Source organism: Paucilactobacillus suebicus DSM 5007 = KCTC 3549, from assembly GCF_001434475.1.
GTDB classification, from domain to species: domain Bacteria; phylum Bacillota; class Bacilli; order Lactobacillales; family Lactobacillaceae; genus Paucilactobacillus; species Paucilactobacillus suebicus.
Genome location: NZ_AZGF01000004.1, coordinates 38193 through 62821 on the forward strand (window position 1 = coordinate 38193; position 24629 = coordinate 62821).

Here is a 24629-nt window from a genome sequence, read left to right on the forward strand (position 1 = left end):
GTGAGGGGCAAAGAGAAATTGTTTAAACATATCAAAGCACGATACAAAATAATTATTAGTTGTGTGTTAATTGCACTGATTGCCGTCAGCGGTTATCTGATGATGGCAGGAGCTAGTGCGTCTAGTAACACTAGTAGTGCAGCTTCCAGTAGCAGTGAGTCTAGTGCCACATCGAACAATAGTTCAAGCAAGGAAAGTAAGACAGTTGATTGGACTAAATCTTCTGAGACAAAAGCTTATCCAGACTTGGATAAGTATCCTAAAGCGTGGCTGGATGTTAACATCGAAAAACAGCGTGTTTACATCCGCGATGGTGCAGATCATAACAAGATTTTATACACGATGTATTGCTCAACTGGCAAGAATAATTCGACACCACGAGGAACTTACCATATCCAAGCAGAACGCGGAACCCATTTCTACAACGCAAGTGAAAAAGAAGGGGCTAATTACTACGTATCGTGGAAAAATCATGGCGAGTATTTATTCCACACGGTGCCTGTAGATGCTAACGGTAACTATAAAAAGTCGGTAGCAGATAATATCGGTAAAAAGGCGTCATCACATGGTTGCGTGCAGTTAACGATTCCAGACGCCAAGTGGGTCTATGAGAATGTGCCAGAGGGTATGAAGGTAGTGGTGCACTAAAAATAATTATGAAAGAAGCCGATTAGTTCATGAGCATTAACATAACAATCAAAATTATCTCGGTTTTGGGGATGAATTTGATTGTTGGGTAAGTGTAGTGAGCTGGCTTTTGGAGCACGACTAGACTAGTCGATTTGGTAGTATGGTTTATAAAAAGAGTTGAGGATTTGATTTTCCTCAACTCTTTAATATTTTATAGACTAAATGTGTTTCAGGTCCACGCTCTGATCTGAAACGTGTTCCAGAACACTGAGACTCAACGTATAAGATAAAAGCGAGAATCAATTGTCAAAGTGCGACAATCAATCCTCGTTTTTTTCTTATACACCAGTCTCAAAGCGTGTTCCTCCACACTCTGATCTGAAACGTGTTGCAGAGCACTGAGACTTAACGTATAAGATAAAAGCGAGAATCAATTGTCAAAGTGCGACAATCAATCCTCCTTTTATTCTTATACACCAGTCTCAAAACGTGCTCTTCCACACTCTGATCTTAATGTTTTACAAACAATCCTGTTAAGTAATTCATGAATGTATCAAGATAACGTTGCTTATCAACGTTGACCGCGATTTTTACGTTCGTTGTTGGGTCGTTCAGACGGGCGTTGTCACCGACTGTTCGTCCGTAGTTATCTTTGTCATGCAGGACCTGCATGTTCAAGTCAATCGTTTGAACGAATGATGGATCCAGTGCCACACCAACTGCTAGTGGATCGTGTAGAGCACATCCATTTTTGTCGATGTCCAATTTGTAATACGCGTCAATGTAAAAGTCGGTAATGTCGGCATAATTTTTGCCGGCATCAGTACCTAAGTTACGCCAAACAGTGGTTTCAGCCTTTGTTAACAGTGTGCGTAGAGTAACATCGAGGCCAACCATTGTAATATTTAAGTTGCTGCGCATTACGCGATCAGCAGCTTCAGCGTCTTGGTTAATATTTGCTTCAGCATCTGGCGTAACATTTCCTTCAACGGTTAAAGCACCACCCATGAATGTAACATTACCAATTAAATCGGCAATCTCCGGATCTTTGGTTAGTGCTGCGTCAAGGTTAGTCATAGGACCAGTTGGTACGAAGATCAAATCTTTGCTATATTTATGAGCTGACTCAATCAGAAAATCAACTGCTGATTGAGTTTCAATTGGGCGTTTTGCCTTTGGTAAATCAACTTCTCCAATACCGTTGTTACCATGAATGTCCTTGCTGACCTGCATTACGTCAAAATGATCAGTTGTGCTTGAGTGGCTTGCTCCTAAGAACACTGGAACATCAGTTGCACCCAATAATTCCAACAACTTTAAACTGTTTTCACCGGCCTGTTCAACCAGACAGTTACCATATGAACTTACAATTCCGATTAAATCAACATCGGGTGCTGCTAGCGAGTATGCGATCGCCAGTGCGTCATCAACACCTGTATCGAGATCTAGAATCATCTTTTTTGTTGCCATAAAATACCTCCAATTGGCTTTGTAAGCCTTTTCTGTACTCTTAATAATAGCTAACTTTGTGTGAAAAGACAAACAAAAAGTTAAGTTAACTATCTAATCTAAACTTGTTATAATAATTCTAATGGACATTTAATTTTAAATTCCGAGAGATGAAAGGTGAAAAGTGATGGAAGACTTTTACGATGTAACAATTGTCGGCGGTGGCCCAGCTGGAATGTTTGCAGCTTTTTATGCCGGCTTACGAGAATTAAAGGCGCAACTAATTGAAAGCCTGCCACAACTGGGAGGCCAGGTTAGTGCTTTATACCCTGAAAAAGAAATCTTAGATGTTGCTGGTTTTGCTAGCGTGACAGGACAAAACTTGGTTGATCAGTTGGAGCAACAAATGACTCAAGCACCAGTTGATCAGCGTCTAGAAGAAACAGTAGAAGACGTTATTAAAATTGATGGTGGATTTAAAATTGTAACTAATAAATCAACGACGTATTCAAAGACGGTGATTATTGCCTTAGGGAATGGTGCATTTTCACCGCGTAGATTAGCAATTGACAGTGCTGAACAATTTGAGGGCAAAAAATTGTTCTATGCGGTGAAACATCGTGATGACTTTCGTGATCAAAGAGTATTGATTGCTGGTGGTGGAGATTCCGCCATTGATATGGCATTAATGCTGGAACCTGTAGCCAAAGAAGTTCACTTAATGCACCGACGAGAGAAATTCCGTGGTCTTGAACATGAAGTAACGAAACTAAAACAATCTAGCGTTGCACTAGAATTGCCATACTTGCTTAAAGACATTGAAGAAAATGACGACCAATCACTGCATTTAACGATGAAGAAGATGCGTTCGGATGATGAAAAAGAACTTGATGTAGATGATGTGATCGTAAACTATGGCTTTACGTCGGACAACAAGGCATTGACGAGTTGGTCGCTGGATCTAGAACAGGAACGCCACGATATCGTGGTAAAAAATAATATGCAGACGAGTGTACCAGGTGTTTATGCGATTGGTGATGGCATCAATTATGATGGCAAGATAAAATTGATTGCGTCGGCTTTTGGAGAGGCACCAACGGCGATTAGTGCGGTATCAAAGCAGTTGTACCCAGATAGGCACGCACCAGTGCACAGCACTTCGTTGGCTTCACGAAAAAAGTAAGAACAGAGTGATGCAAGAGACGGGTTGTGACGTCTTAAATAAGCCGGAAGATTGGGAACCCTGAACTTGGGTTCATAATCTTCCGGCTTATTTAATGTGGATCAGTCTCTTGCATCACGTTTCAGCAAGTTTGTGTAAAAGTGTTGAGTAGCGAGGTTATTCAATAAATCCTATATGATCAAGTATTTGTGACACGATTGCACAAAAATCAGTAACAAACATGATCCCTGATCACAACATACTAAACTTGACAAAACGTGTTTTCCAAAACCGCTCCACATCAAATAAACGAAGGCAGATGCAATCCCTAAAGTTCAGGAATCGTGTTTGCCTTTGCTTATTTGAAATGGAGCAACCTTTCTTAAAATATTCTGATGATGCTAAAACGTGTAAAAAAGCACAGATGCTCATGATACAACAAAGAAGCTGGATAATCGCTCAAAGGGCGAGCAATTATCCAGCTTCTTCGTTGTATCAACAGCATCTAAACGTGCTTTTTTACACTCTAATTCTTATTATCATCCGGGTTAGTAATCTTAATCCGGTTTGAATCCGTTGATGAGTGATTCAACTCTGGAGCATCCGTTGAGTATTCACTCACAGTACTCTGGTTGCCATTTTCAGAGTACAAACTCGTTGATTTACCTTTCAATTGATCTTCAATTTTAATCTCTTTATCGAGGCCATTTGAGTAATTGTACTTCGAAGCGTTGATCGATTTGAAGCCTTTTGGATGGTAGAAACGGAGTAAGTTTTTAGTGTTTAATGAATCAGACAAACTAAGTTCCTTGTTGACTTTGTTACCATCTTTTTTAATTTGTGTCTGCTGTTTCTTGTCAAGCTTGGCCTTCTTACCAGTCTTGTTATTGTAAACCACCCCAGATAAGCTAGTGTAGGTCGGAGTTACAAAATCTTGGTTTCTAAATGCCACCACTTGATCGTGTTGACTAGAGAAGAGGTCCGTTCCGAATTGGATATAGCGCTTCGAGCTGACACCAAGCAAATGCATTAGAGTTGGCAATACGTCAATTTCACCACCATAGGTGTTAATAATGTGACCATGGTTGCCGGAGTTGGGGATGAGGAACATTAGTGGGACACGCTGCAATTGTGCATCGTCAAAATCGTTCCACTTGTCAGAATTTATGCCAAGCACAGGTGCCAACTTTTTGTTTTCAGAATCCGAAATTCCATAATGATCACCATAAATTACGAAGATCGATTTGTTGTATAGACCGGTTTTCTTCAAGTAGGTGAAAAATTCTTTCAACGACTGATCAAGGTAATGAGCAGTTACAAAGTAATTATCAACAGATTTGTCACCCGTGTCGACAGTCTTAAAGTTAGGATCTTCATCTTCGGAATCCAAATCATAAGGGAAATGGTTCGTGACGGTAATATACTTAGCGTAGAATGGTTGTTGCAACTGTTCCAGATACTTGATTGAGTCGTTAAACAGCAGCTTATCTTTTAGACCATAACCGGTTGATTTATCTCCAGAAGTATCATAGTAACTGGCGTCAAAGAAGTACTGATACCCCATGTTTTTATACACGTTGTTGCGATTCCAGAAGCTGGTAACGTTACCATGGAAGACAGCGCTCGTATAACCTGCACGCTGATTTAAGATGGCAGGGGCGGCCTGGAACGTGTTGTCACTACCTAGAGTGGCGAATAATGATCCTTGAGACAGTCCATAAGTACTAGTTTCCAGCATATTTTCAGCATCGCTAGTTTTTCCCTGACCGACTTGGTGGAAGAAGTTATCAAATGCATATGTGTTATTACCGTGGTAGATTGAATTTAAGAATGGCGTGACTTCTTTGCCGTTTACTTTTTTATCAATCAAAAATTGCTGGAAACTCTCCAAGTGAATCACAAAGACGTTTCGTCCCCGGGCAATACCATACATGCTCTTGTTGGGTGCCGCGTAGTGAGCATCAGTAAACTTCTTGACGTCCTTAAGCTCAGATTTAGTAGCGGGCTTACGAACGTTACTAGTGTGCTGTGATTTAATGCCATCATATGCAGTAAATGCATCAATACCCAAATATTTGACGATGTATGTTCGATCAAAAGTTCTAGACAGTAGTTGTGGCCGATCCATTTCACCTAAAGATAGGTTTACCCCAAATAAAACAATTGCCATTGAGCTAATGGCAAACGCCATTCGATGATTGATGCTGCGTGGATCAAATTTAATTTTACGAAACAGCATCAATAAAAGGATGATTACAATATCAATCCAGTACAGAACATCGTGAACGTTGGTCAGTGCCAGTGAACTGCCGCTGAGACCTTGGTCAACCTTTGAATATCCGGTCATCGTTGCAACGGTCATGAAGTCGGTGAATTCACGAAAATAAATCACGTTAAGATACAGTAATACTGTGTTACCAATATCGATGGCCATTAGGACTGGGTAAAAGAAACGTGACCGTTTGAAGTAAAACGCTAATCCAAATAGAAAAATAGTTGTCGCAAATGGATTAATTAATAAAATAAAGTATTGGAAAAATCCTTCCGCACCTAATCGAAAATCAACGAAGTAGGCCAAAAGTGTTTTTAACCAAAAAAGAAAGACAAGAATGGTAAAAAAGCCCATTCTAGTGTCTTTCATCGCATTTAATTTATGCATCTGGTTAAGATCCTCACATTCTCAAAATAAAATAAAAAAGCACTAAATCATCAATATTTTATCATACTTCTTGAAGAACCTGTTTCGATTGTGAAGGAATATATAATAAAAAGTTAAGTGTTTTAATTCGTTTTACCAGTAAAATTGACCAAATCTCAAAAAAATAATGGTGGATTATGATGACTTGCGGTAAGGTAAATGTGATGTGAGGTCCATAATGAAATTGGAGGGGTTACATTGACACAATTAAACGTCTACGTTGTCCGCCACGGACAAACCTACTTTAATATATACAATAAATTACAGGGGTGGAGTAATTCTCCACTGACACAAAAGGGAATTGATGATGCAAAAAAAGCCGGTGCTAAGTTAGCATCGACCCATTTTGCGGCCGCTTATTGCAGTGATACGACTAGAGCACAGGATACAGCCAATATGATTTTAACTGCCAATCAAGCAGACTCCGTGAAGTCACCAATTGTTGCACCGTATTTTCGCGAGGAATTCTACGGCTACTATGAAGGCACTAACATGGATGAAGCGTGGTACATGGCAGGTGCCCCACATGGATTAAACACATTTAAGGAGATTGTTGGTAAGTATTCGATTGGTAAGGCTAAAGATTTTCTTAAAGATGCGGACCCGTTTCACGATGCTGAAAATAATGCGGAGTATTGGCAACGCCTTGATCAAGGATTTGCGCTGATTAGAGGTAATGACAGCTTAAAAGATGGTGATAACATTTTACTGATTAGTCATGGCAACACAGTGCTCAGTATGATGGAACGATTTGGTCAAGGTCAGTATGATTTGACCGTGCGGCCAGCCAATGGCAGTGTTACCAAGATGAATCTAACTGATGATGATGTTACCGTAGAATATTATAATCGAACATAATCTAGGAGAGCTGGTCTTCAATGACCGCTCTCTTATTTTCTAACCAAGGCGGCAATACGAGACTAGTACCAAGATCGTCAAGTTGCTCATCAATTGTGAAACCTGGTGAAGTGGTAGCCAGTTCCAGCCGGTTATTGCTGGGGTCTCTCAAGTAGATACTTTTAAACCAATGACGATCACGATAAATTTCAAGTTGCCAACCTTGTTGAACTGTTTTTTGCCAATAGGCAAATAGTTCGTCTTCACTGTCAACTTGAAGTGCCAAATGATCAACACTTCCCCGCCCAAATCTGGTTCTCTTTGTAGGTTCATTTGTTTGCACTAATTTAATGAATTGGTTATTATCAAGGTCTACTTTTTGGTCGTCAGTGTTCGTGCTAAGAAAATCATGGAAGAAAGTGGCACTGTTCACGATGGCTGGTCCAGCCCAAGAAGTCCCAAGAATTTGGACAATTTGTTTGTCAGCTGGGACGAGCGATTGTGAATTGATTTGTTTTTCTGCCAACATAGCAGGACCTTCGGTTAATGTAATCGTAAACTGATCAGGATCATCAAAGGTCAGTAAGGAATTTGTTTGATGGAAGACAATGTCATTTTTTGTCAGCCAAGCTGCCCACCATTGAAAACTACCCCTTGGAATTTGCATGGTAACACTGTTAATGTAGTGATTACCATCTGTGCGCTTCCCAAGTAGAGGAACGATAAAAAATGTTAGAACCGTTCCTGGAGATCCGAGATAATCTCCGTAGAAGACGTGACGCATGCTCGGATTTTCTTGGTTGACTGTATTTTTAACGAGCCGTAATCCTAAGACCTTAGTATAAAAGTTCAAATTAGGCTTAAATTGACTGGCCAAAGTAGAAATATGGTGAATTTTCATCATAATCGCTTCCCTTGTGTTAACGTTTTCCTAAGTATAATTTTCATCAATGATTTATGCACGAAATATGTTTCAGTTGATGATACAATGGTAGATGGAATAATTGAGGGGTGAAGGCGTGGAAATTAAGCAAACGGTTGGCAAACATGGACAAGTGTTTAATGACGCAATAGCGATTAGAATGGCTGTATTTGTTAAAGAACAGCAGGTACCAGAAGAGTTGGAAAAAGACGACGGCGATGCGATTGCAACTCATTATGTTGGCTATGTTGGTGGACTGCCGGTTGTCACCCTTCGAATTATAAAAGAAGGCGTCCAGGTTCATGTTCAGCGTGTCGCAACTATTAAAAATTCTCGGCACCATGGCTACGCCGCTGAGCTGCTTAATGATGTGTTACACCAAATTAGTGCAGATGGAGAGGCAGAACTTGTATATTTAGGTGCGCAACTCACTGCCATAGGCTTTTATGAGACGTTGGGATTTGAAACCGTTGGACCGATCTTTTTAGATGCAGGTATTCAGCATAAAAGAATGGAACTTCGGCTAAAATAGAGGAATAAAGATGGAACAAAACAAAATTGCAAATATGATTGATACCAGTTTGCTCAGGTTCAAGATTGGTGAATTAAGCAAGATGACTGGAGTATCAACACGTCAGCTTCGTTATTGGGAGAAAAAAGAATTTATATCTGCCATGGATCGCGTAGATGATCACGATGCACGAGTATTTGGATTTAAGTCATATATTAAGGTTGCGTTAATTAAACGTTTGCTAGATGAAGGATATACGCTCACGGCCGCAAATGAGAAGAGTAAATCGTTGATTAAGGATTCTAAGTGGTTTCATGAATTTGTTAGGAAATCATTCTGTGGTGTTGAGAAAATTAATGGTGAACGAGCTGTAAATATGGGCTACTTTGACGACGATCACACTAAAGTTTTGTATGGTTTTAATGATGAAAGTGGTGTGCATTACGAAGTTCGTGACGCAAAAAGCGAAATGGAAGACTCAAAGCCAACAAAATGGTAGAATAGGTTAAATTTTAGATAAGTGAGGTCCTTTTCTGTGAGTGAATACAACGTGGCAATTGTCGGTGCAACGGGGGCGGTCGGTTCCCGAATGATTGAGATGGTATCGGAGTCTAAACTGCACGTCAAATCGCTTAAATTATTAGCTTCAAAACGATCAGCTGGTACTAAGCTAAAGTACAAGGATCAAGAACTAACGGTTGAAGAAACTACCCCAGATTCGTTTGCAGGAATCGACCTGGCTCTGTTTTCAGCTGGCGGTTCGGTGTCTAAGAAGTTCGCACCTGAAGCAATCAAGCGTGGGGCAGTGGTTGTTGATAACACATCGGCCTTTCGAATGGATCCTGAAGTTCCATTGGTGGTACCAGAAGTAAACTCTGAGGCCTTAGCAGAACATCATGGATTGATTGCAAATCCTAATTGTTCAACTATTCAAATGGTGATGTCTTTGGAACCAATTCGTGAACGATATGGATTATCACGTGTGATCGTCACTACCATGCAAGCTGTTAGTGGTGCTGGCAACCGTGCAATCAAAGAAACACTTGATGAAAGTCGTGCTTATTTGGATGGCGAAGATTATAAACCAGAAGTTCTACCGGTCAAGGGTGATAAGAAACATTACCAACAAGCGTTTAACGTGTTACCACAAATTGATGTTTTTGAAGATGATGGATATACCCACGAAGAGTGGAAGATGATCCATGAAACCAAGAAGATTATGTGCGGCGGCGATATGGATAGCAATGATATCCAGGTGACAGCTACATGTACTCGTGTACCAGTTCCAATTGCCCATAGTGAGTCTGTGTACTTTGAAGTACTAGACAAAAATGCAAATGTTGCTGGTATTCAAGAGGCAATTTCACAGTTTGATGGTGATGTATTACAAGATGATCCAGATCATCAAATCTATCCACAGGCAATCAATGCTGCTGGCAAACGAGATACGTTTGTAGGTCGCATCCGGCCTGATCAAGAAAATAAGGGCGCGTTCCACCTCTGGAATGTGTCGGATAATTTATTGAAGGGTGCAGCATGGAATTCGGTGGAAATTGCCGAGTACTTGGATAGAATGGATTTATTACATGTAAAATAGAGTGTTTTTAGAGACGGGTTGCTCCGTTTCAAATAAGCACCTTAATCGAAAGCCTCTGAACTGTGAGGCTTTTGATTAAGGTGCTTATTTGATGTGGAGCAGTCTCTAAAACTACCAGTGTTTACTGTATCAACCTCAGCAAACTACTTCTTCCACCAATGATTGTTCATCAACAAGAACAAGGTAGTGACCGCAAGAACGAGCATTACAATAATCGTTAATTCCCAACCGATGGGTGATTTTTCAAATGGTAAATGGACATTTTGACCAAAGAAACCAAAGACGATTGACGGAATTGTCAGTACAATCGAATAAATGGTTAAGAAACGCATGGTGTTGTTTAGATTACTGTCTAAGACTTTTGAGTAGGCGTTGGATACCCGTTCAATAATGTCAGACGTCATTTGAGCCATTTTCAAACCTTGTTGAGCTTCAACTAAAACGTCGTCTAAGTCATTTGTCTGTTGGGTGGTTAAATCTCGAGAACGCCGTTTTAAATCTTGAAGTAACGTAACGTTGCCACGAAGAGATGTTAGAACGTAAACTAGACTAGTTTCAATACTGACGAAGTTGTTAATGGCAGTTCTATCAGTTCGGCGCTGCAACGAACGTTGAATTTCAACTCGTTGAGAGTCAGCTTGACGAATCGGAGCAAAATAGTCCGTTGAAAGTTGGTATAGTAGTGGCAACACAAGGTCGATTTGGTCAACAACCTGTTTATTTTTCTTTTGGTATTCAACTTCATCATGCAATAACTCGGTTACAAAATTAGTTTGTTCGGTTGTAAATGTGATTAAATTATCGCCTGTGAACATGATGCCGACTGGTGCTGTCTGCGAAGATGCATCGTCGTCTGGCACACAATAAACGTCGAAAATCAGTAACGTAATATTTGCTTGTGGATCAGATTCAACACGTGCACGTTCATCCGGGTCAATTGCGTAAGCCAGCATTTCATCAGTGACTTGGTATTCAGTGATTAGTTTGATGGTTTCATCACTTGAAGGATTTTGAACATTAATCCATTTAATATTGTTGTTAACGTTGGTTATGGTTAGCATATAAATTTTCTCCTTGTTTGACGCCATCAATTAAACACTTTCATTTGGCGAAAGTAAAGGCCTGATTTACAATTAACTTATTCAATAAATGACGGGAGGATGATCAGCATGTGCACCAGTATTTATCAAATTGCAATTGACGGCACACACATGTTGTCTCGGACCATGGACTGGCCTTCACTTGAAAATGCACCAATCTACTTACCAAGAAATTTTAAGTGGCAAACACGCTTCAATCACCACACATATTCAAATGAATATGCGATTGTCGGTGGTGGAAATTATAGAGGAATGCGAGCCAACGTTTCCGATGGCGTGAATGAGTATGGTTTGTGTGGACAAAAACTGACCTTTGCAAACGGAGCACGCTTAATGAGTGAACGCAACGCGGATAAAACTCAGTTAGCGGCCTTTGAATTTGTTCTTTGGGCACTGGGCAATTGTCGTAGTGTGGATGAACTAATTGAAAAATTACCTCAAGTAGAATTAATGGATGACACTAATAGCGATACTAAATATGGATATCCGGAACTACACTTTGCATTTGCTGACAAAACTGGTCGTATCGTGGTTATTGAACCCACTCAAAACCCTATGCGGGTAATTGATAATCCATTAGGGATTGTAACTAATAGTCCTCATTTTGAAAAACAATTAGATCGTCTGAAAAAGTATGTTGAATTTTCACCTGCATTTTTGAGAGGTAATGTACCGTTGAATACTGCTAAGGTGACAACTGGTAGTCTGTCTGGCAAGTCAATTCCACCTGGTTCATACTCGCCTGGTGCCCGTTTTATCAGAGCAGCATACTTTAAGGAACGTGCAAATCAGCCGGCTGATGAATCTGAATCACTCGTCAGTAGTTGGCGGTTATTGGACGGAGTTACTGTTCCTAAAAATACTGATCATCAACCGACGTATTCGGTTTACAGATCTGCAACAACTTCTGAAAGCCGCTCATTTTACTTTCAAGCATACAACCAAATGACAGTGACTAAATTACAATTAACTGATAATTTGTTAAAACGCACAACACCAATTATGTATGAGGTAAGTAACCAACCGCATGTTATAGATTTGAACCATAGTGGGGACCTGGAGTAATGAATTATAGATGGATAATCAAGCAAACTGTCAGCTTATTGAATCAGCCAATTAGTTTAAGGAATCTGTTAGAAGGTAATTGGCTATTGCCACGACGAATTGTGCACTACTTACGAATTCGGAAAAATGTGCTTGTTAATGGCAGTTATCGAACAATGAACTTGCCTGTCAATAACGGGGATAAGATTGAGATGAGATTTGTAGGGGATGAGTTTAGAACTAACGAATCACGATACCTTATTGATAATCATCAATCTGTTCAGGTGCTTTTTGAAAACCGTGATTTAATGGTCGTCAATAAGCCGGCGGGGATTAAGACACATCCTAACTGGCAGGGTGAAACTGGGACTTTGATGAACTTTGCGGCTGCTTATTTGTCCCAAAGCAATCAGGTTCCATACATGGTTCACCGGATTGATCAACAAACTAGTGGAGCTGTGATTATTGCGAAGAATCCGGTGGTAGTTCCGATTTTAGATCGCTTAATCAGTAGTAAACAGATTAAACGCCAGTATCTTGCCATCACCGATGGTACTTTGCCTCAAATTGCAGGTGTCATCAGTGCACCGATTGGCCGTGATCCAGATGATAAACGGAAACGAAAGGTGAATGGAGATACCCCTCAACAAGCTTTAACGGAGTATAAAGTGATTTCACAGTCAAGACAGCATGCTCTCGTACGTCTGAATTTACAAACTGGCCGTACTCATCAAATTCGGGTGCACTTAAAATCGCTAGGTGCTCCAATTGTTGGTGATCCATTGTATAATGATATTTCAGCGGAGCATATGCTGTTACACGGAGCCACGTTGCACCTTGTAATTCCGTTTGAAAGTGAAAGCAAGATAATCAATGTGAAAAATCCAACCTATTTCAATCAAAATATAGTAAAATGGCACTTAATATAAACTGGTTAAAGGGGGGAATTAATTGTCACTAATTGAAAAGCTTTATGGACCATTCTTTGATCTCAACAATTGGGCCTCTGTGATCAGCTCAGGACAAGATTGGATGATTATTCTTTCGTTGGTCATGATTGAATGTCTCTTGTCGGTAGATAATGCAATTGTGTTAGCAACGCAAACACGAGCACTACCCACGCTTAAAGAACAGGAAAAATCACTGTTCTATGGTCTGTGGGGCGCCTATTTGTTTCGATTTTTGATAATTGGTGTCGGAGTTTTTCTGATTCACTTGTGGGAAATTAAAGTAATTGGGGCACTGTATTTGATGTACCTAGTGTACAGGTTCTTTAGCCATAAATTTTTTGGCACTAAAACAGTGATACGAACCCACAAATTAAAACGCAAACGTATTTTGCCGTTGTTCTGGTCGGTGGTGGTACAGATTGAAATGATGGATATTATTTTTTCCGTTGATTCAGTACTTGCATCATTGGCAATTTCATCAAATCCTGTAATTGTCCTAATTGGTGGACTGATTGGTATTTTATGTATGCGGGGGATTGCCGAAATTATTATGAATTTAATGAGAAAAATCCCCGAACTAGAGCCGATGGCCTATATATTAATCGCTGTGATCGCAATTAAGCTATTTTTGACAATCCCAATGATTGATATCGAAATATCATCGGGGGCATTTGGCATCTTTATGCTATGTATGTTTGCTGTGACAATGATCATTCATTTTGTTCGTCGCAGTTTAAAGAAAGGAAAGTGACATAATGGCGCAAATTGCCAATAAAAAAAATTTTGATGATTTAACTACTGGTAAACTAACAATTGTCGATTTTTGGGCGCCATGGTGTGCACCATGTAAGATGATGGAACCGGTGCTTGATCAGTTAGAAGAAGAATTTAATGATCAAGTTAACTTCGTCAAAATGAACGTTGATGAGGGACAAGATATCGCAGAAAGATATAAAGTAATGAGCATCCCCAGTCTGGTCGTGTTCAAGGATGGCACGGCAAAAGAAAAACTAACAGGTCTTTTTTCAAAAGATAAGTTAGCGAGGTATGTTGAGAAAAAAATAAATGAGAGTGTTTAAGAAGCATGGCTCAAGAGCTTTTGGAACACAGTTAATCAATATGTAATTGCACTAAAGATTGCGAGAAAATTATCTCTGGCAATCTTTTTTATTGTGCCAACGTTCTTAAAACGGCGTAAACTATGGATAATAATTAGTAAAGGGGAACAGTTATGCTGGATTATTCAAAGCAGGATCAATGGACAAACGGATTTGGCAAACAACAATCACCAATCGAATTAAATACTCGTGAATCTGGACGAACCGAACCGGAAGCACTGTTTAACTGGCAACCAGTGACTGGTACCAGTATTAGTGACATGGAGATCAACTTTCAGGTAAACGGGAGTGGCTTTGTTGTCATTGAAAATCATCTGTATCAATTTCAACAACTACACTTTCATTCACCATCGGAACATCAAATTGATGGTCACAAGGCATCGATGGAATGGCATTTTGTGTTTCAGGATCAAATTGGCCAATTAGTAGTGGTCGCTAGAATGGCTGAACTTGGCGATTCAAATCCTGATTTTGATAAGATGTTGGCAACGTTTCAAGCGGGACAGACGACCAATTTTGATGAATCAATTGAGATTCAAAAACTATTACCCACGCAAGGACCTATTTTCCGTTACCTAGGATCACTAACCACTCCGCCGCTAACGGAAGGTGTTCGTTGGTATGTAGATCAAACACCGTTGTCAGTTTCTCAGAATCAACTAGATCAATATAATGGCTTGTTTGAACAAAAAAATACTCGCAATTTACAAGAGTTAAATGACAGGAATGTTTGGCTGACTGAGTTAGATAATTAGGAGGCACGCATCATGAAAATTGGATTTATCGGCACGGGTGTTATGGGAACAGGAATTATAAAGAACATGCTCAAGCAAGGTAATCAGGTGACTGTTTATAATCGAACAAAACAACATGCCAAGTCAGTATTAGATAGTGGTGCGATTTGGGCGGAGACACCATCGCAAGCTACTGAAAACCAGGAAGCAGTTTTTACTATGGTTGGTTACCCACAGGATGTAGAAGAAGTATATTTTGGTAAGAATGGTATTTTGTCTGTGGCAACTGGAGATCAAATTTTGGTTGATATGACAACTAGCACACCGTCCTTAGCACAAAGAATTGGCCATTACGCAGAAAAGCAAGGACTAAAAGTAATTGATGCCCCAGTTTCCGGTGGTGATATAGGTGCACAGAACGCAACTTTGACGATTATGGTCGGAGGCAATCGTGACGCTTATAACCAGCTTGAGGATGTCTTCAATTCAATTGGCCAACGACATAACTATTTTGGCACTTATGGTGCAGGACAACATGCCAAAATGGCTAATCAAATTATGATTGCTGGCACAATGACTGGCCTAACCGAAATGTTAGTCTACGCAAAGAAGGCTAATTTGAATTTACCAATGGTTTTGGAAACACTGAGTTCAGGTGGTGCAGATAATTGGAGCATGGAGACCTACGTTCCTAGAATTCTACGTAATGATTACACACCAGGATTCTTTGCAAAACATTTTTTGAAGGATCTACGAATTGCGATTGATGAAGCTCAAAAAATGGAAATAGAATTACCAGCGACCATGCAGGCCAAACAGTTGTATGAGCAGTTGGTAGATGAAAAGGGATTGGGGGATGATGGAACCCAGGCCTTGGTTAAGCTATGGTGGCAAAAGTAGAGCGTTTCATGTGACGGGTTGCTTCGTTTCAAATAAGGCAGGTAATCGAAAATCCTCGGTTTTGGGAATTTTGATTACCTGCCTTATTTGATGTGGAGCAGTCACTTGAAACGCGTTTTAGTAATAAAAAACTAAAATTGATTATACCAGTTAATCTGACAATTTTTATCAACCGACATTCGAATATTCAATATCCAAAGACTCTATCAAAAGGACACAAAAAATTCTTAAACCTTCCTTATGAAACACATATATATCGGGTAGACTTACGCTATAAGATAAAGTCGACACAGGCAAGAAAGGCGGTATCCCAGATGGCAGCCATGATTAAACAAGTTAAGCAAAAGAAAAAAATTAAATTACATCAATCAGCAAAAGATACGCTGCTGATTATCAGTTGTTGGATTGTGATTATGGCCGTCGTGACGGTGGTTATGATACTAACCTAACAAAGAGTGATTCAGCAAATGGGTTACTCCGTTTCAAATAAGGCAGGTAATCGAAAATCTCCGGTTTTGGGAATTTTGATTACCTGCCTTATTTGATGTGGAGCAGTTTACTGAATCACGTTTCATCTATAAAATTTAGGCGGTTTCACTTTTTTTCGTCAGTCAATATAAAAAAGGTAATTTACATTTCAAAATACTCGTATAAGTTTTCAGCCGTAAGTTTATCCTTTTCTTCACCACGTAAATCTGCCTTAATTGTACCGTTATTCAAAACAATTAAACGATTACCAAACTTTAAAGCATCTTCTAGATGATGGGTGATCATCAGAGCAGTTAGGTGATCTTGAGTGATTCTTTCGTTGGTCGCGTGTAAAAGATTATTGCTGGTTCTTGGGTCCAAGGCTGCGGTATGCTCATCTAGTAATATGATGTCAGGACGCTTTAGTGTTGCCATTAGGAAACTCAGTGCCTGGCGTTGCCCACCAGACAGATTACCGGTAGCTGTTGACATCCGTTCTTCAAGACCGTTGTTCATGGTTGTAGCAATCTTAGTAAACTTATCTATGTGTTGCTTCATGTGACGAGGGACAAGACGACGCTTTTCACCACGCTTTTCTGCCAGCAACATATTTTCTGCAACGGTCATCCGTGGTGCTGTGCCAAGCTTTGGATCTTGGAAAACACGGCTTAAAAAGTGAGTTCGGTCTTCCTCATTTTCGTGCGTGATATCTTCTCCGTGTAACAAGATTTGACCACTATCAGCAGATAGGTTGCCTCCAATGACATTAAATAATGTTGATTTGCCGGCGCCGTTAGATCCAACAATTGTGATGAAATCTCCTTCATTAATCGTCAAATTCAATTCCTTGAGAATGGTTGTTTCATTACTGGTACCCTTATTAACCACAGTTACAATGTCTTTTAATTCTAAAATTGGCTTAGTCATGAGACTTAACCTCCTTTTTAAATATGCGATCCAAATGAAGCGCCCGACGGAATTGTGGCAGCATCATGCAGATTGCAAGAACTAATGACGACAGTAAGTTGAGATCGTTGGCACTGAAACCTAATTGAAGGACAGCCAATAAGATCAATCGGTAAATGATACTACCAAGAGTCACAGCAATTAGTCGTTGGTTTAGTGTTAATTCGCCAAAGGCAACTTCACCAATGATGATGGAAGCAAGAGCAATAACGATGGTACCGATCCCCATGTTGATATCAGCGTAACCATTACTTTGCGCAACTAATGCTCCACAGATACCGACCATACCATTTGAAACCATTAGTCCCATAATTTTCATGTTGTCAGTATGAATCCCCAATGACTTAGCCATTTTTTCATTATCGCCAGTGGCAATGAATGCCTGTCCTAAATCAGTTTGAAGGAAGAATACCAGGATCAAAGTAATTACAGCAATAACCACCATTCCTAGAAATACTGAGTTAAAGTAGTTAGGCATTGCTTCAAAAAACTTTGAACTTAATAGTGTTTTGTGACCGAGTAATGACGTGTTTGATTTACCCATAATTTCTAGGTTCACTGAGTAGGCTGCCGTCATTACCAGAATTCCGGCTAATAAAATATCGATTTTACCCTTGGTGTATAGCAAACCAGTAACTAATCCGGCCGCCATGCCCGCAAGAAAGGCAAATAACGTGGCGGTCATCGGTGAATAGCCATGAACAATGGCGGTGACCGCTACTGCGGCACCCATTGGAAAGGTTCCTTCGACCGTCATATCAGCAATGTTTAAAATTCTAAATGTTAAAAATAGTCCCAGGCCTAAGATTGCCCATAGGAGGCCTTGACCGATTGCGGAAACAATTAAGCTCATTATTTGTAGACCTCCCCGTTTGCTTTAGCGTCTTTCAAGAACTTAGCTGGTACATGTAAGCCTAATTTTTTAGCCTGTTTCAAGTTCAAAGTAGGTTCACCATTTTTGATGTACTTAACAGGTGTTGTGGCCGTTTTCTTTTTGCCTTTAAGAATTTGACCAGCTAGCTTCCCACCTTCAATACCAAGTTTGTATTGGTTGATACTATAGGTAGCAACTCCACCATCCTTAACCATTGTGTCAACAGCAGGGAAGACTGGCTTCTTAGCAGCATCGGCATTGGCGACTAATGTACTCATTGCGCCGGCAATTGTATTATCTGTTGGCACGAAAATTGCATCACATTGTGAGACAGCTTCTTGAGAAACCTGGTTCAAGTCGTTACTGTTAGAAATTGAATATGACTTTACATTGACGTGTTCTTTTTTGCAAAGTGCAACAAATAATCTGTGCTCAGTGGTGGCTGAACTGTCACTCGAAGTGTAAATGATACCTAACGTCTTCATATGTGGCATAAATTCCTTAATTAACTTAAGATCCCGTGCCAGTGGTGCTTGATCAGACACACCAGTGATGTTTCCACCAGGCTTCTTATTATTCTTAACTAAACCGGCTCCGTGTGGATCTGTAACAGCACCAAGTACGATTGGAATCTTAGTTGTGGCGTTTGCTAAAGCCTGAGAAGCGGGGGTAGTGATACCAACCAGCACATCATTATCCTCATTAACCAATTTTGAGGCCATGGTTTTTAGATTACTTTGATCTCCCTGTGCGTTTTGGTAGTCAACCTTAACGTTCTTGCCTTCATGATATCCTTCGTCAGCAAGTCCCTTAATAACCCCTTTGTGAATCTGGTCTAACGCCGGTTGATGCATTAGTGTTAAAATCCCAACGTGTGGGGTTTTAGTTTTAGTGGTACCGCCGCCTTCCATAAAATACGCGAATCCCAAAAATACCAATAGAATCGCGATGAACGTGTACATTCGTTTCATCCTTTTTCACCTCGTAGAAATAATTGCTAATCCCAAAAAATAAAGGAAGCCTCATGAGGCTTCCTTTATTTCAAAGAAAAAAGCCTGCATGAGAGAATCCATGCAGACTAAAGTAAGCTAAAGTCAGCACAGATACAATCTGAAACATCAGGTTGTATCCGCGATGAGTACACAACCTGAATTACCGACTTTGCCACCAAATATTCAGTTGTTGTGTTGGATAACTCATCTGACCATTCTCCTATGTCGTCTTAATGATTTTTAGTATAAGGAAAGTCAGAAACCTTGTCAACGCGTTTTTAAGATTTACTCAATAGATGAATCATAAAAACAATAAATATAAAAAAATTATATAAATTATTTTATATACTTTAGAATACTGACAAATAAAGCCTCTAAGTGGATAATTCACAGGATGAGGAATATTATAAAAATAATTATGATAATTAGTGCAAAACATTATCAGTGCTTTGGTGGCCAGTGATTAGGGTGATTTTTGAAAATTTTAGATAGCTGTGTACATTGCAATCAATTTTATTAACTGTAAGATGATAATCAAATTGAAAACGGAGGAATTTAAAGTGGGATATAATTTTTCGGCTGGGCCTGGGATCATGCCTGCAGCGGTAGTAGAACAAATCAAAAGGGACATGCCGTCTTATAAAGATAGCGGTATGAGTATCATGGAAATCAGCCATCGATCTGCACTTTATGACGAAATGGCACAACAGGCAGAAACTGACCTGCGTGATTTAATGCAAATCAGTGATGACTACGAAGTATTGTTCCTTCATGGTGGTGGGACTCTTCAATTCACCAATGTTCCGTTGAATTTAGCAACCAAAAATCACCACGTGGCGTACTTAAATTCTGGCCATTGGGCAAAGAAGGCTTTGGATGCGGCCAATCGAATTGATGGTTTGACTGTTGAAGACATTCAACCGGAGAAAACGGGGTATTTACCATCTATTAAAAATCCATCGGTTGGGCCTCTGGATTATTTGTATGTGACCACAAATAATACGATTGAAGGGACAACGTACCATCAGATTCCGAAGATTAATACGCCATTGGTGGCTGATATGTCATCAAACATTCTGGCCGAACCATACGATGTTAATCAGTTTGATTTGATTTTCGCAGGAGCACAAAAAAACATTGGGCCTGCGGGAATGGCAATCGTGATTGTCAAAAAGAATCGATTACACGAGCAACCAATTTTGTCAGAAATCATGGATTATCATCTTGAAGCGAAAAAACATTCAGCACTCAATACCCCACCTGTATTTTGCATTTATGCCGCTGGCCTGACGTTCAAGTGGTTGAAACAGTTTGGTGGTGTTGACAGAATTTATGAGCAAAATCAAGAACAGGCAAGAACTTTATACGATTCTATCGATAACTCGAAGCTATTTAAGAATGATGTGCCAACACGGGAACGTTCACTGACTAACATTGTCTTTAAAACAGGCGATGACAATCTTGACCAGCAGTTTGTTACGCAGGCCAACCGTCAAGGATTGATCAGCCTTGGGGGCCATCGACTAGTAGGTGGCATGCGAGCTAGTTTATATAATGCAATGCCAAACGAGGGTGTTGATGCACTGATTGATTTTATGAAACGATTTGAAATAGACAACGGAGGACTTCATTAAATGTACGCAATTAAAACATATAACGTAATTTCAAATGTTGGGTTAGCTGTGTTTCCAAAGGATCAGTACGTGATTAATGGAGCGCAGGAACCTGACGCACTTCTGATTAGAAGCCAAAATTTACATCGTGGTGTCCTGCCAGTTAGCTTGTTAGCAATTGGTCGTGCTGGTGCAGGTGTCAATAATATTCCGCTTGATAAAGCTAGCGAGAACGGTGTGGTAGTGTTCAATGCACCGGGTGCCAATGCCAATGCGGTTAAAGAATTAGTTATTGCCATTTTAATTTTAGCAGCACGCCCTGTGTTGCCAGCAATTGAATGGACAAAGTCGTTAAAGAGTGGCGACACGGCGGATGTAACACTTCAGGCGGAAGCGGGTAAGAACCATTATCGTGGAACCGAATTAGCAGGCAAAACACTGGGCGTCATTGGACTCGGTGCTGTTGGCTCAAAGGTGGCGGATATGGCCAATCAAATGGGGATGAATGTTATCGGATATGATCCATATATTTCTGTTGAGCATGCATGGCAGGTACAAAGTGACATTCCCCGTGCCGATTCTTTGAAAGAGGTCCTAGCCGAAAGCGACTATGTCACAATCCATATTCCATATAATGAAGAAAACAAGAATTTGATTGGTGCAGAAGAGCTATTGATGATGAAAAAGGGTGCGGTATTGCTAAACTATTCTCGTAATGGCATCGTTGATGAGACAGCTGTCTTAGCAGCCCTAAATGTTAATCAACTAGACCAGTACTGGACTGATTTTGCATCAGATGGATTAATTAACCATGATAAGGTTGTGGTTACTCCACATCTTGGTGGAACTACAAAAGAGGCAGAAGATAATTGTGCTTACATGGTTTCTACCACATTGCGAAAGTATTTAGAGACGGGAGAAATTGAACATTCAGTTAATTACCCGGATGTGAGAATGCCATTTAATTCACCTTACCGACTAACGCTTCTTCACCAAAATGTTCCTAACATGGTCGGACGAGTGGCCACCATTCTGGCTGACTTGAATATTAACATTGCTAACATGATTAACTCGTCACGTGGAGATTATGCGTACACGATGATTGATGTCGATCAAATGGATGAAGAACATTATCAACGGTTTGAAGAAAAGTGCCTGTCAATTGATGAAGTAATCAGAGTACGCGGTATTAGACACCCGTCCGTTAAAAATTAGAATTAATTAAAAAATAATGAGAAATTATATTGACAGTTGGTATCAATATTAGGTATACTCATACTAATGAATTGATGAACGGCGTGCTAATTAGCCGGTGGAGTAATGGTAAGCGAACCTTACAGCAAGCATCGTTAATGGGAAGATGCAGGTTCCTTATTATGAAAGATTGACTAGAGCGCTCATCCTTTTCGAGGGATGATGGGCAGACACCCAATATAATGTCGGGGTATTAATAGTACCTGTTGAGATGGTATATGTGAGTATGCCATAAATTAAGGTGGTAACACGCGAAAGCGTCCTTGTTGCAGACAATGTTCTGTAGCAAGGACGCTTTTTTCATTCAATTCACACATATAAAACATAGGCTTTCAGTACTCACAACACATAATAGTTACATAACACATAGAACAATATATTATTCAACACATAAACTTTGGTGAAAGGATGATAAGACATGACACATATTCATAGAACCACCAACGTAAACTGGCCACATTTATGGAGCTTACAAAAATAATTAACGGGTCTAACCCTTGGTGTATCAGTATTACCTGTATACACCTGCTTTTATCAATTGAAATGTAATCGGTTTCACAACATAATATAAATTGTGGGTAGTTGGTTATGGTTTTGATGAAAGGTAGGGGTTATATGGACGATGAACGCATATTAATTTTGGTAAAACCAGATGGGGTCGCTAGCGGCCACATTGGCGAAGTTGTATCCCGACTGGAAAAGAAAGGGTATCACATTGATGACCTTAAAATAGTGTTAGCAACTAAGGATCAGTTAGCACGCCATTATAAACAATTAGTAGACAAGCCATTTTATCCTGAAATTGAAAGTTACATGCAGGAAGGGCCAATCGTGGCAATGATTGCCAGCGGAACTAATATTGTCAAAGTATTTCACCGAATGGCCGGAGCGACAAACCCATCAGACGCTGATTTTGGCACGATTAGGGGAGATTTTGGCCGTGAATGGCCGGATGGAATTTTAAGAAATGTAGTCCACAGCTCGGACAGCGTCCCAGCTGCGGAGGAGGAGATCGGGATTTGGTTTCCGGAAAAGAGTGCGGAGAAATCCGATTAGTTCATGAGCATTAACGGACAAACACCGATTATTCCTGGTTTTGGAATGATTGGTGTTTGTTGGTTAAGCGGAATGAACTGGATTTCGGAGCATGTTTCAGAAAAGAGTGCTAAAAAAGCCGATTAACTCCCTGTATATAAGGCGCTGAATCAGATACTCTGGGCTTGAGTATTTGATTCAGCGCCTTATATGCGCGGGAGTTGGCTTTTTTAGCACGTTTCAGCAATAAAAAGTAAATAAACAAAAAAAGGAACTCACCAATCGTAAAATTTCACGATTAATGAGTTCCTTTTTATAACACAAACATTTATGCGCGTGCCTTCACGCTCTGGCTTGCAAGTGCGTTCAATGAATCATTAACTCTTTCTGCGCACATCCGGCCCTCGTGAATACCCCAAATAACAAGACTTGGTCCACGACGACAATCTCCTGCCACAAAAATTTGGTCATCATTAGTAGTATAATCTTTGTTCTTTTCTGTAATGCCAAATTCATCAAACAGCCATTGTTCAGCACCAGTGAATCCCATTGCCAGTAGAACCAAATCTGCCGGAACACGTTTTTCACTACCTGGAATGGGTTTGAAATGATCCACACCACTAACCTCAACCTCACTGACATGGCCATTCCGACCAGCAAAGGCCGTAGCTGTGGCTGTGTACTCGGTGATTTCACCGAACAGAGTTCTTGCTTCCTGTTGTCCGTAACCATTCTTGAGCACCATTGGCCATTCGGGCCACTGATTTTCAGGTGTTCGTTCCTTTGGAAGCGCTGGTGTGATTTCCAACTGTGTTATACCGGCACAACCTTGACGAATGGCAGTTGCAATACAGTCATTACCTGTATCACCACCACCGAGTACTAGCACATGCTTGCCAGCTAACTTGGTACTGGCCTTAGTGCCGTCTTTAAGGACAGACTGTGTTGCTATTTTTAGGTATTCTGCTGCCTGATAAATTCCTTCTAATTCACGACCAGGAACATCGAGATCACGAGCCTGACGGGATCCAGTACAAATAACCACTCTGTCGTACTGTTCTTTGATTGCTTCAGCAGTAATATCTTTGCCAACTTCGGTATTTGGCATTAATTTGATGCCAACTTGGCGTAATGCATCGATTCTGCGTTCCACAATTTCCTTTGGCAATTTCATATTAGGAATGCCATACATGAGGAAACCGCCGAAACGATCATCCCGTTCGTATAAAGTGACTGAATGGCCTAGCTGATTAAGGCGCCACGCTGCTGAAATACCAGCGGGTCCACTACCGATAACTGCAATTTTTTTGCCTGTTCTCCGGATTGGTCTGCCGGAATCAACAACCCAACCATTTTTGAACGCCTGTTCAATAATAAACTTTTCATTATTACGGATTGTAACGCCGGGGCCGTTCAACGCATTAACACACGAAACTTCACATGGAGCAGGACAAACTCGGCCAGTCATGTCTGGTAGGTAGTTGGTTCTGGTCAATCGTTCAAAAGCACGTTTATCTTGGTTTTTGTAAACCAAATCGTTCCATTCTGGAATTAAGTTGTCGTTAGGACAGCCACTGACGGCTTTACCATCTCCATAGAATACGCCGTGATGGCAGAATGGAATCCCGCAGTTCATACATCGTGCGGCCTGGATACGTCGATCTTCATCACTCAAGTCCAATTCCATCACGTCAAAGTCCTTGATTCGTTTCATGATTGGACGCATTGGGTTATTTTTCCGGGCATATAATAGAAAGCCTCTCGGATTTCCCATT

Annotated in this window: 25 protein-coding genes; 17 read left to right on the plus strand and 8 right to left on the minus strand. The window is 40.4% G+C overall.

Features of this window, described 5'->3' with window-relative positions:
• The first annotated feature begins 18 nt into the window (after nucleotides 1–18).
• Nucleotides 19–648 (plus strand): L,D-transpeptidase, encoded by a 630-nt coding sequence (locus tag FD16_RS02675; RefSeq protein ID WP_010621482.1) that lies wholly within the window; start codon nucleotides 19–21, stop codon nucleotides 646–648.
• A 492-nt stretch (nucleotides 649–1140) separates the two neighbouring features.
• Here the strand turns inward: FD16_RS02675 and FD16_RS02680 are convergent, their stop codons facing one another.
• Nucleotides 1141–2100, minus strand: coding sequence for a nucleoside hydrolase (locus tag FD16_RS02680; protein ID WP_010621483.1), 960 nt, complete (start codon nucleotides 2098–2100; stop codon nucleotides 1141–1143).
• A 163-nt stretch (nucleotides 2101–2263) separates the two neighbouring features.
• Between FD16_RS02680 and FD16_RS02685 the strand changes: the two genes are divergently transcribed.
• Nucleotides 2264–3262: an NAD(P)/FAD-dependent oxidoreductase gene (locus FD16_RS02685; protein ID WP_029508317.1), complete on the plus strand. Its 999-nt coding sequence runs from the start codon at nucleotides 2264–2266 to the stop codon at nucleotides 3260–3262.
• 505 nt (nucleotides 3263–3767) lie between these two features.
• Here FD16_RS02685 and FD16_RS02690 read toward each other — a convergent pair.
• Nucleotides 3768–5900: an LTA synthase family protein gene (locus FD16_RS02690; protein WP_010621485.1), complete on the minus strand. Its 2133-nt coding sequence runs from the start codon at nucleotides 5898–5900 to the stop codon at nucleotides 3768–3770.
• Between the two features lie 237 nt (nucleotides 5901–6137).
• Here FD16_RS02690 and FD16_RS02695 point away from each other — a divergent pair, with 237 nt between their 5' ends.
• Nucleotides 6138–6797 carry a histidine phosphatase family protein gene (locus tag FD16_RS02695; protein WP_010621486.1) on the plus strand — a complete coding sequence of 220 codons (660 nt, stop codon included), beginning with the start codon at nucleotides 6138–6140 and terminating at the stop codon, nucleotides 6795–6797.
• Nucleotide 6798: 1 nt separating this feature from the next.
• Here the strand turns inward: FD16_RS02695 and FD16_RS02700 are convergent, their stop codons facing one another.
• Complete coding sequence (locus FD16_RS02700) at nucleotides 6799–7680, minus strand: VOC family protein (protein WP_076625527.1); 882 nt, start codon at nucleotides 7678–7680, stop codon at nucleotides 6799–6801.
• Nucleotides 7681–7795: 115 nt separating this feature from the next.
• On the opposite strand from FD16_RS02700, the gene FD16_RS02705 reads away from it, so the two are divergent.
• From FD16_RS02705 to FD16_RS02715, 3 genes are read left to right on the plus strand one after another with little or no spacing between them, the layout of a single operon-like run.
• Nucleotides 7796–8230 (plus strand): GNAT family N-acetyltransferase, encoded by a 435-nt coding sequence (locus tag FD16_RS02705; RefSeq protein ID WP_010621488.1) that lies wholly within the window; start codon nucleotides 7796–7798, stop codon nucleotides 8228–8230.
• 10 nt (nucleotides 8231–8240) lie between these two features.
• Nucleotides 8241–8708 (plus strand): MerR family transcriptional regulator, encoded by a 468-nt coding sequence (locus FD16_RS02710; protein ID WP_010621489.1) that lies wholly within the window; start codon nucleotides 8241–8243, stop codon nucleotides 8706–8708.
• A gap of 36 nt (nucleotides 8709–8744) precedes the next feature.
• Nucleotides 8745–9806 carry an aspartate-semialdehyde dehydrogenase gene (locus FD16_RS02715; protein ID WP_010621490.1) on the plus strand — a complete coding sequence of 354 codons (1062 nt, stop codon included), beginning with the start codon at nucleotides 8745–8747 and terminating at the stop codon, nucleotides 9804–9806.
• A gap of 143 nt (nucleotides 9807–9949) precedes the next feature.
• Here the strand turns inward: FD16_RS02715 and FD16_RS02720 are convergent, their stop codons facing one another.
• Nucleotides 9950–10867 (minus strand): magnesium transporter CorA family protein, encoded by a 918-nt coding sequence (locus FD16_RS02720; protein WP_010621491.1) that lies wholly within the window; start codon nucleotides 10865–10867, stop codon nucleotides 9950–9952.
• A gap of 108 nt (nucleotides 10868–10975) precedes the next feature.
• Between FD16_RS02720 and FD16_RS02725 the strand changes: the two genes are divergently transcribed.
• From FD16_RS02725 to FD16_RS13235, 7 genes are all read left to right on the plus strand, one after another.
• The gene (locus FD16_RS02725; protein WP_010621492.1) at nucleotides 10976–11971 is read left to right on the plus strand and encodes a choloylglycine hydrolase family protein; all 996 of its coding nucleotides are present in this window, start codon (nucleotides 10976–10978) and stop codon (nucleotides 11969–11971) included.
• Complete coding sequence (locus FD16_RS02730) at nucleotides 11971–12879, plus strand: RluA family pseudouridine synthase (protein WP_010621493.1); 909 nt, start codon at nucleotides 11971–11973, stop codon at nucleotides 12877–12879. Before FD16_RS02725 ends, FD16_RS02730 begins: the two co-directional genes overlap by 1 nt.
• Nucleotides 12880–12901: 22 nt before the next feature.
• Nucleotides 12902–13651 carry a TerC family protein gene (locus tag FD16_RS02735; protein ID WP_010621494.1) on the plus strand — a complete coding sequence of 250 codons (750 nt, stop codon included), beginning with the start codon at nucleotides 12902–12904 and terminating at the stop codon, nucleotides 13649–13651.
• A gap of 4 nt (nucleotides 13652–13655) precedes the next feature.
• Nucleotides 13656–13979, plus strand: coding sequence for a thioredoxin (trxA, locus tag FD16_RS02740; protein WP_010621495.1), 324 nt, complete (start codon nucleotides 13656–13658; stop codon nucleotides 13977–13979).
• A 152-nt stretch (nucleotides 13980–14131) separates the two neighbouring features.
• Entirely contained in the window at nucleotides 14132–14773 is a 642-nt protein-coding gene (locus tag FD16_RS02745; RefSeq protein ID WP_010621496.1) for a carbonic anhydrase family protein, read from the plus strand.
• A gap of 12 nt (nucleotides 14774–14785) precedes the next feature.
• Nucleotides 14786–15652, plus strand: a complete 867-nt coding sequence (locus tag FD16_RS02750; RefSeq protein ID WP_010621497.1) for an NAD(P)-dependent oxidoreductase — start codon at nucleotides 14786–14788, stop codon at nucleotides 15650–15652.
• A gap of 314 nt (nucleotides 15653–15966) precedes the next feature.
• Nucleotides 15967–16101 carry a hypothetical protein gene (locus FD16_RS13235; RefSeq protein WP_268869678.1) on the plus strand — a complete coding sequence of 45 codons (135 nt, stop codon included), beginning with the start codon at nucleotides 15967–15969 and terminating at the stop codon, nucleotides 16099–16101.
• A 181-nt stretch (nucleotides 16102–16282) separates the two neighbouring features.
• Here FD16_RS13235 and FD16_RS02755 read toward each other — a convergent pair whose 3' ends face one another.
• Genes FD16_RS02755 through trpX form a run of 3 tightly spaced genes read right to left on the minus strand, consistent with a single transcriptional unit; the run spans nucleotide 16283 to nucleotide 18931 of the window.
• Nucleotides 16283–17047, minus strand: coding sequence for an ABC transporter ATP-binding protein (locus FD16_RS02755; RefSeq protein WP_010621498.1), 765 nt, complete (start codon nucleotides 17045–17047; stop codon nucleotides 16283–16285).
• Nucleotides 17040–17939, minus strand: coding sequence for an ABC transporter permease (locus tag FD16_RS02760; RefSeq protein WP_010621499.1), 900 nt, complete (start codon nucleotides 17937–17939; stop codon nucleotides 17040–17042). Before FD16_RS02760 ends, FD16_RS02755 begins: the two co-directional genes overlap by 8 nt.
• On the minus strand, nucleotides 17939–18931 hold the full coding sequence (gene trpX / locus FD16_RS02765; RefSeq protein WP_010621500.1) for a tryptophan ABC transporter substrate-binding protein: 993 nt from the start codon (nucleotides 18929–18931) through the stop codon (nucleotides 17939–17941). Before trpX ends, FD16_RS02760 begins: the two co-directional genes overlap by 1 nt.
• 581 nt (nucleotides 18932–19512) lie before the next feature.
• Here trpX and serC point away from each other — a divergent pair.
• From serC to FD16_RS13240, 4 genes are all read left to right on the plus strand, one after another.
• Complete coding sequence (serC, locus tag FD16_RS02770) at nucleotides 19513–20586, plus strand: 3-phosphoserine/phosphohydroxythreonine transaminase (RefSeq protein WP_010621501.1); 1074 nt, start codon at nucleotides 19513–19515, stop codon at nucleotides 20584–20586.
• Entirely contained in the window at nucleotides 20587–21780 is a 1194-nt protein-coding gene (locus FD16_RS02775) for a phosphoglycerate dehydrogenase (RefSeq protein WP_010621502.1), read from the plus strand.
• Nucleotides 21781–22434: 654 nt separating this feature from the next.
• Nucleotides 22435–22875 (plus strand): nucleoside-diphosphate kinase, encoded by a 441-nt coding sequence (locus FD16_RS02780; RefSeq protein WP_029508318.1) that lies wholly within the window; start codon nucleotides 22435–22437, stop codon nucleotides 22873–22875.
• Between the two features lie 3 nt (nucleotides 22876–22878).
• Nucleotides 22879–23001, plus strand: a complete 123-nt coding sequence (locus FD16_RS13240; RefSeq protein ID WP_268869679.1) for a hypothetical protein — start codon at nucleotides 22879–22881, stop codon at nucleotides 22999–23001.
• Nucleotides 23002–23182: 181 nt separating this feature from the next.
• Here FD16_RS13240 and FD16_RS02785 read toward each other — a convergent pair whose 3' ends face one another.
• Nucleotides 23183–24628: a glutamate synthase subunit beta gene (locus tag FD16_RS02785; protein ID WP_010621504.1), complete on the minus strand. Its 1446-nt coding sequence runs from the start codon at nucleotides 24626–24628 to the stop codon at nucleotides 23183–23185.
• Nucleotide 24629 lies beyond the last annotated feature (1 nt).

What these genes read in the sequence shown, in the direction of transcription:
- FD16_RS02680 (WP_010621483.1), bottom strand. Translation starts at nt 2,100, where the DNA reads ATGGCAACAAAAAAGATGATTCTAGATCTCGATACAGGTGTTGATGAC.
- FD16_RS02690 (WP_010621485.1), bottom strand. Translation starts at nt 5,900, where the DNA reads ATGCATAAATTAAATGCGATGAAAGACACTAGAATGGGCTTTTTTACC.
- FD16_RS02700 (WP_076625527.1), bottom strand. Translation starts at nt 7,680, where the DNA reads ATGATGAAAATTCACCATATTTCTACTTTGGCCAGTCAATTTAAGCCT.
- FD16_RS02710 (WP_010621489.1), top strand. Translation starts at nt 8,241, where the DNA reads ATGGAACAAAACAAAATTGCAAATATGATTGATACCAGTTTGCTCAGG.
- FD16_RS02720 (WP_010621491.1), bottom strand. Translation starts at nt 10,867, where the DNA reads ATGCTAACCATAACCAACGTTAACAACAATATTAAATGGATTAATGTT.
- FD16_RS02725 (WP_010621492.1), top strand. Translation starts at nt 10,976, where the DNA reads ATGTGCACCAGTATTTATCAAATTGCAATTGACGGCACACACATGTTG.
- FD16_RS02730 (WP_010621493.1), top strand. Translation starts at nt 11,971, where the DNA reads ATGAATTATAGATGGATAATCAAGCAAACTGTCAGCTTATTGAATCAG.
- trxA (WP_010621495.1), top strand. Translation starts at nt 13,656, where the DNA reads ATGGCGCAAATTGCCAATAAAAAAAATTTTGATGATTTAACTACTGGT.
- FD16_RS02745 (WP_010621496.1), top strand. Translation starts at nt 14,132, where the DNA reads ATGCTGGATTATTCAAAGCAGGATCAATGGACAAACGGATTTGGCAAA.
- FD16_RS02750 (WP_010621497.1), top strand. Translation starts at nt 14,786, where the DNA reads ATGAAAATTGGATTTATCGGCACGGGTGTTATGGGAACAGGAATTATA.
- FD16_RS13235 (WP_268869678.1), top strand. Translation starts at nt 15,967, where the DNA reads ATGGCAGCCATGATTAAACAAGTTAAGCAAAAGAAAAAAATTAAATTA.
- FD16_RS02755 (WP_010621498.1), bottom strand. Translation starts at nt 17,047, where the DNA reads ATGACTAAGCCAATTTTAGAATTAAAAGACATTGTAACTGTGGTTAAT.
- FD16_RS02760 (WP_010621499.1), bottom strand. Translation starts at nt 17,939, where the DNA reads ATGAGCTTAATTGTTTCCGCAATCGGTCAAGGCCTCCTATGGGCAATC.
- trpX (WP_010621500.1), bottom strand. Translation starts at nt 18,931, where the DNA reads ATGAAACGAATGTACACGTTCATCGCGATTCTATTGGTATTTTTGGGA.
- FD16_RS02775 (WP_010621502.1), top strand. Translation starts at nt 20,587, where the DNA reads ATGTACGCAATTAAAACATATAACGTAATTTCAAATGTTGGGTTAGCT.
- FD16_RS02780 (WP_029508318.1), top strand. Translation starts at nt 22,435, where the DNA reads ATGGACGATGAACGCATATTAATTTTGGTAAAACCAGATGGGGTCGCT.
- FD16_RS13240 (WP_268869679.1), top strand. Translation starts at nt 22,879, where the DNA reads ATGAGCATTAACGGACAAACACCGATTATTCCTGGTTTTGGAATGATT.
- FD16_RS02785 (WP_010621504.1), bottom strand. Translation starts at nt 24,628, where the DNA reads ATGGGAAATCCGAGAGGCTTTCTATTATATGCCCGGAAAAATAACCCA.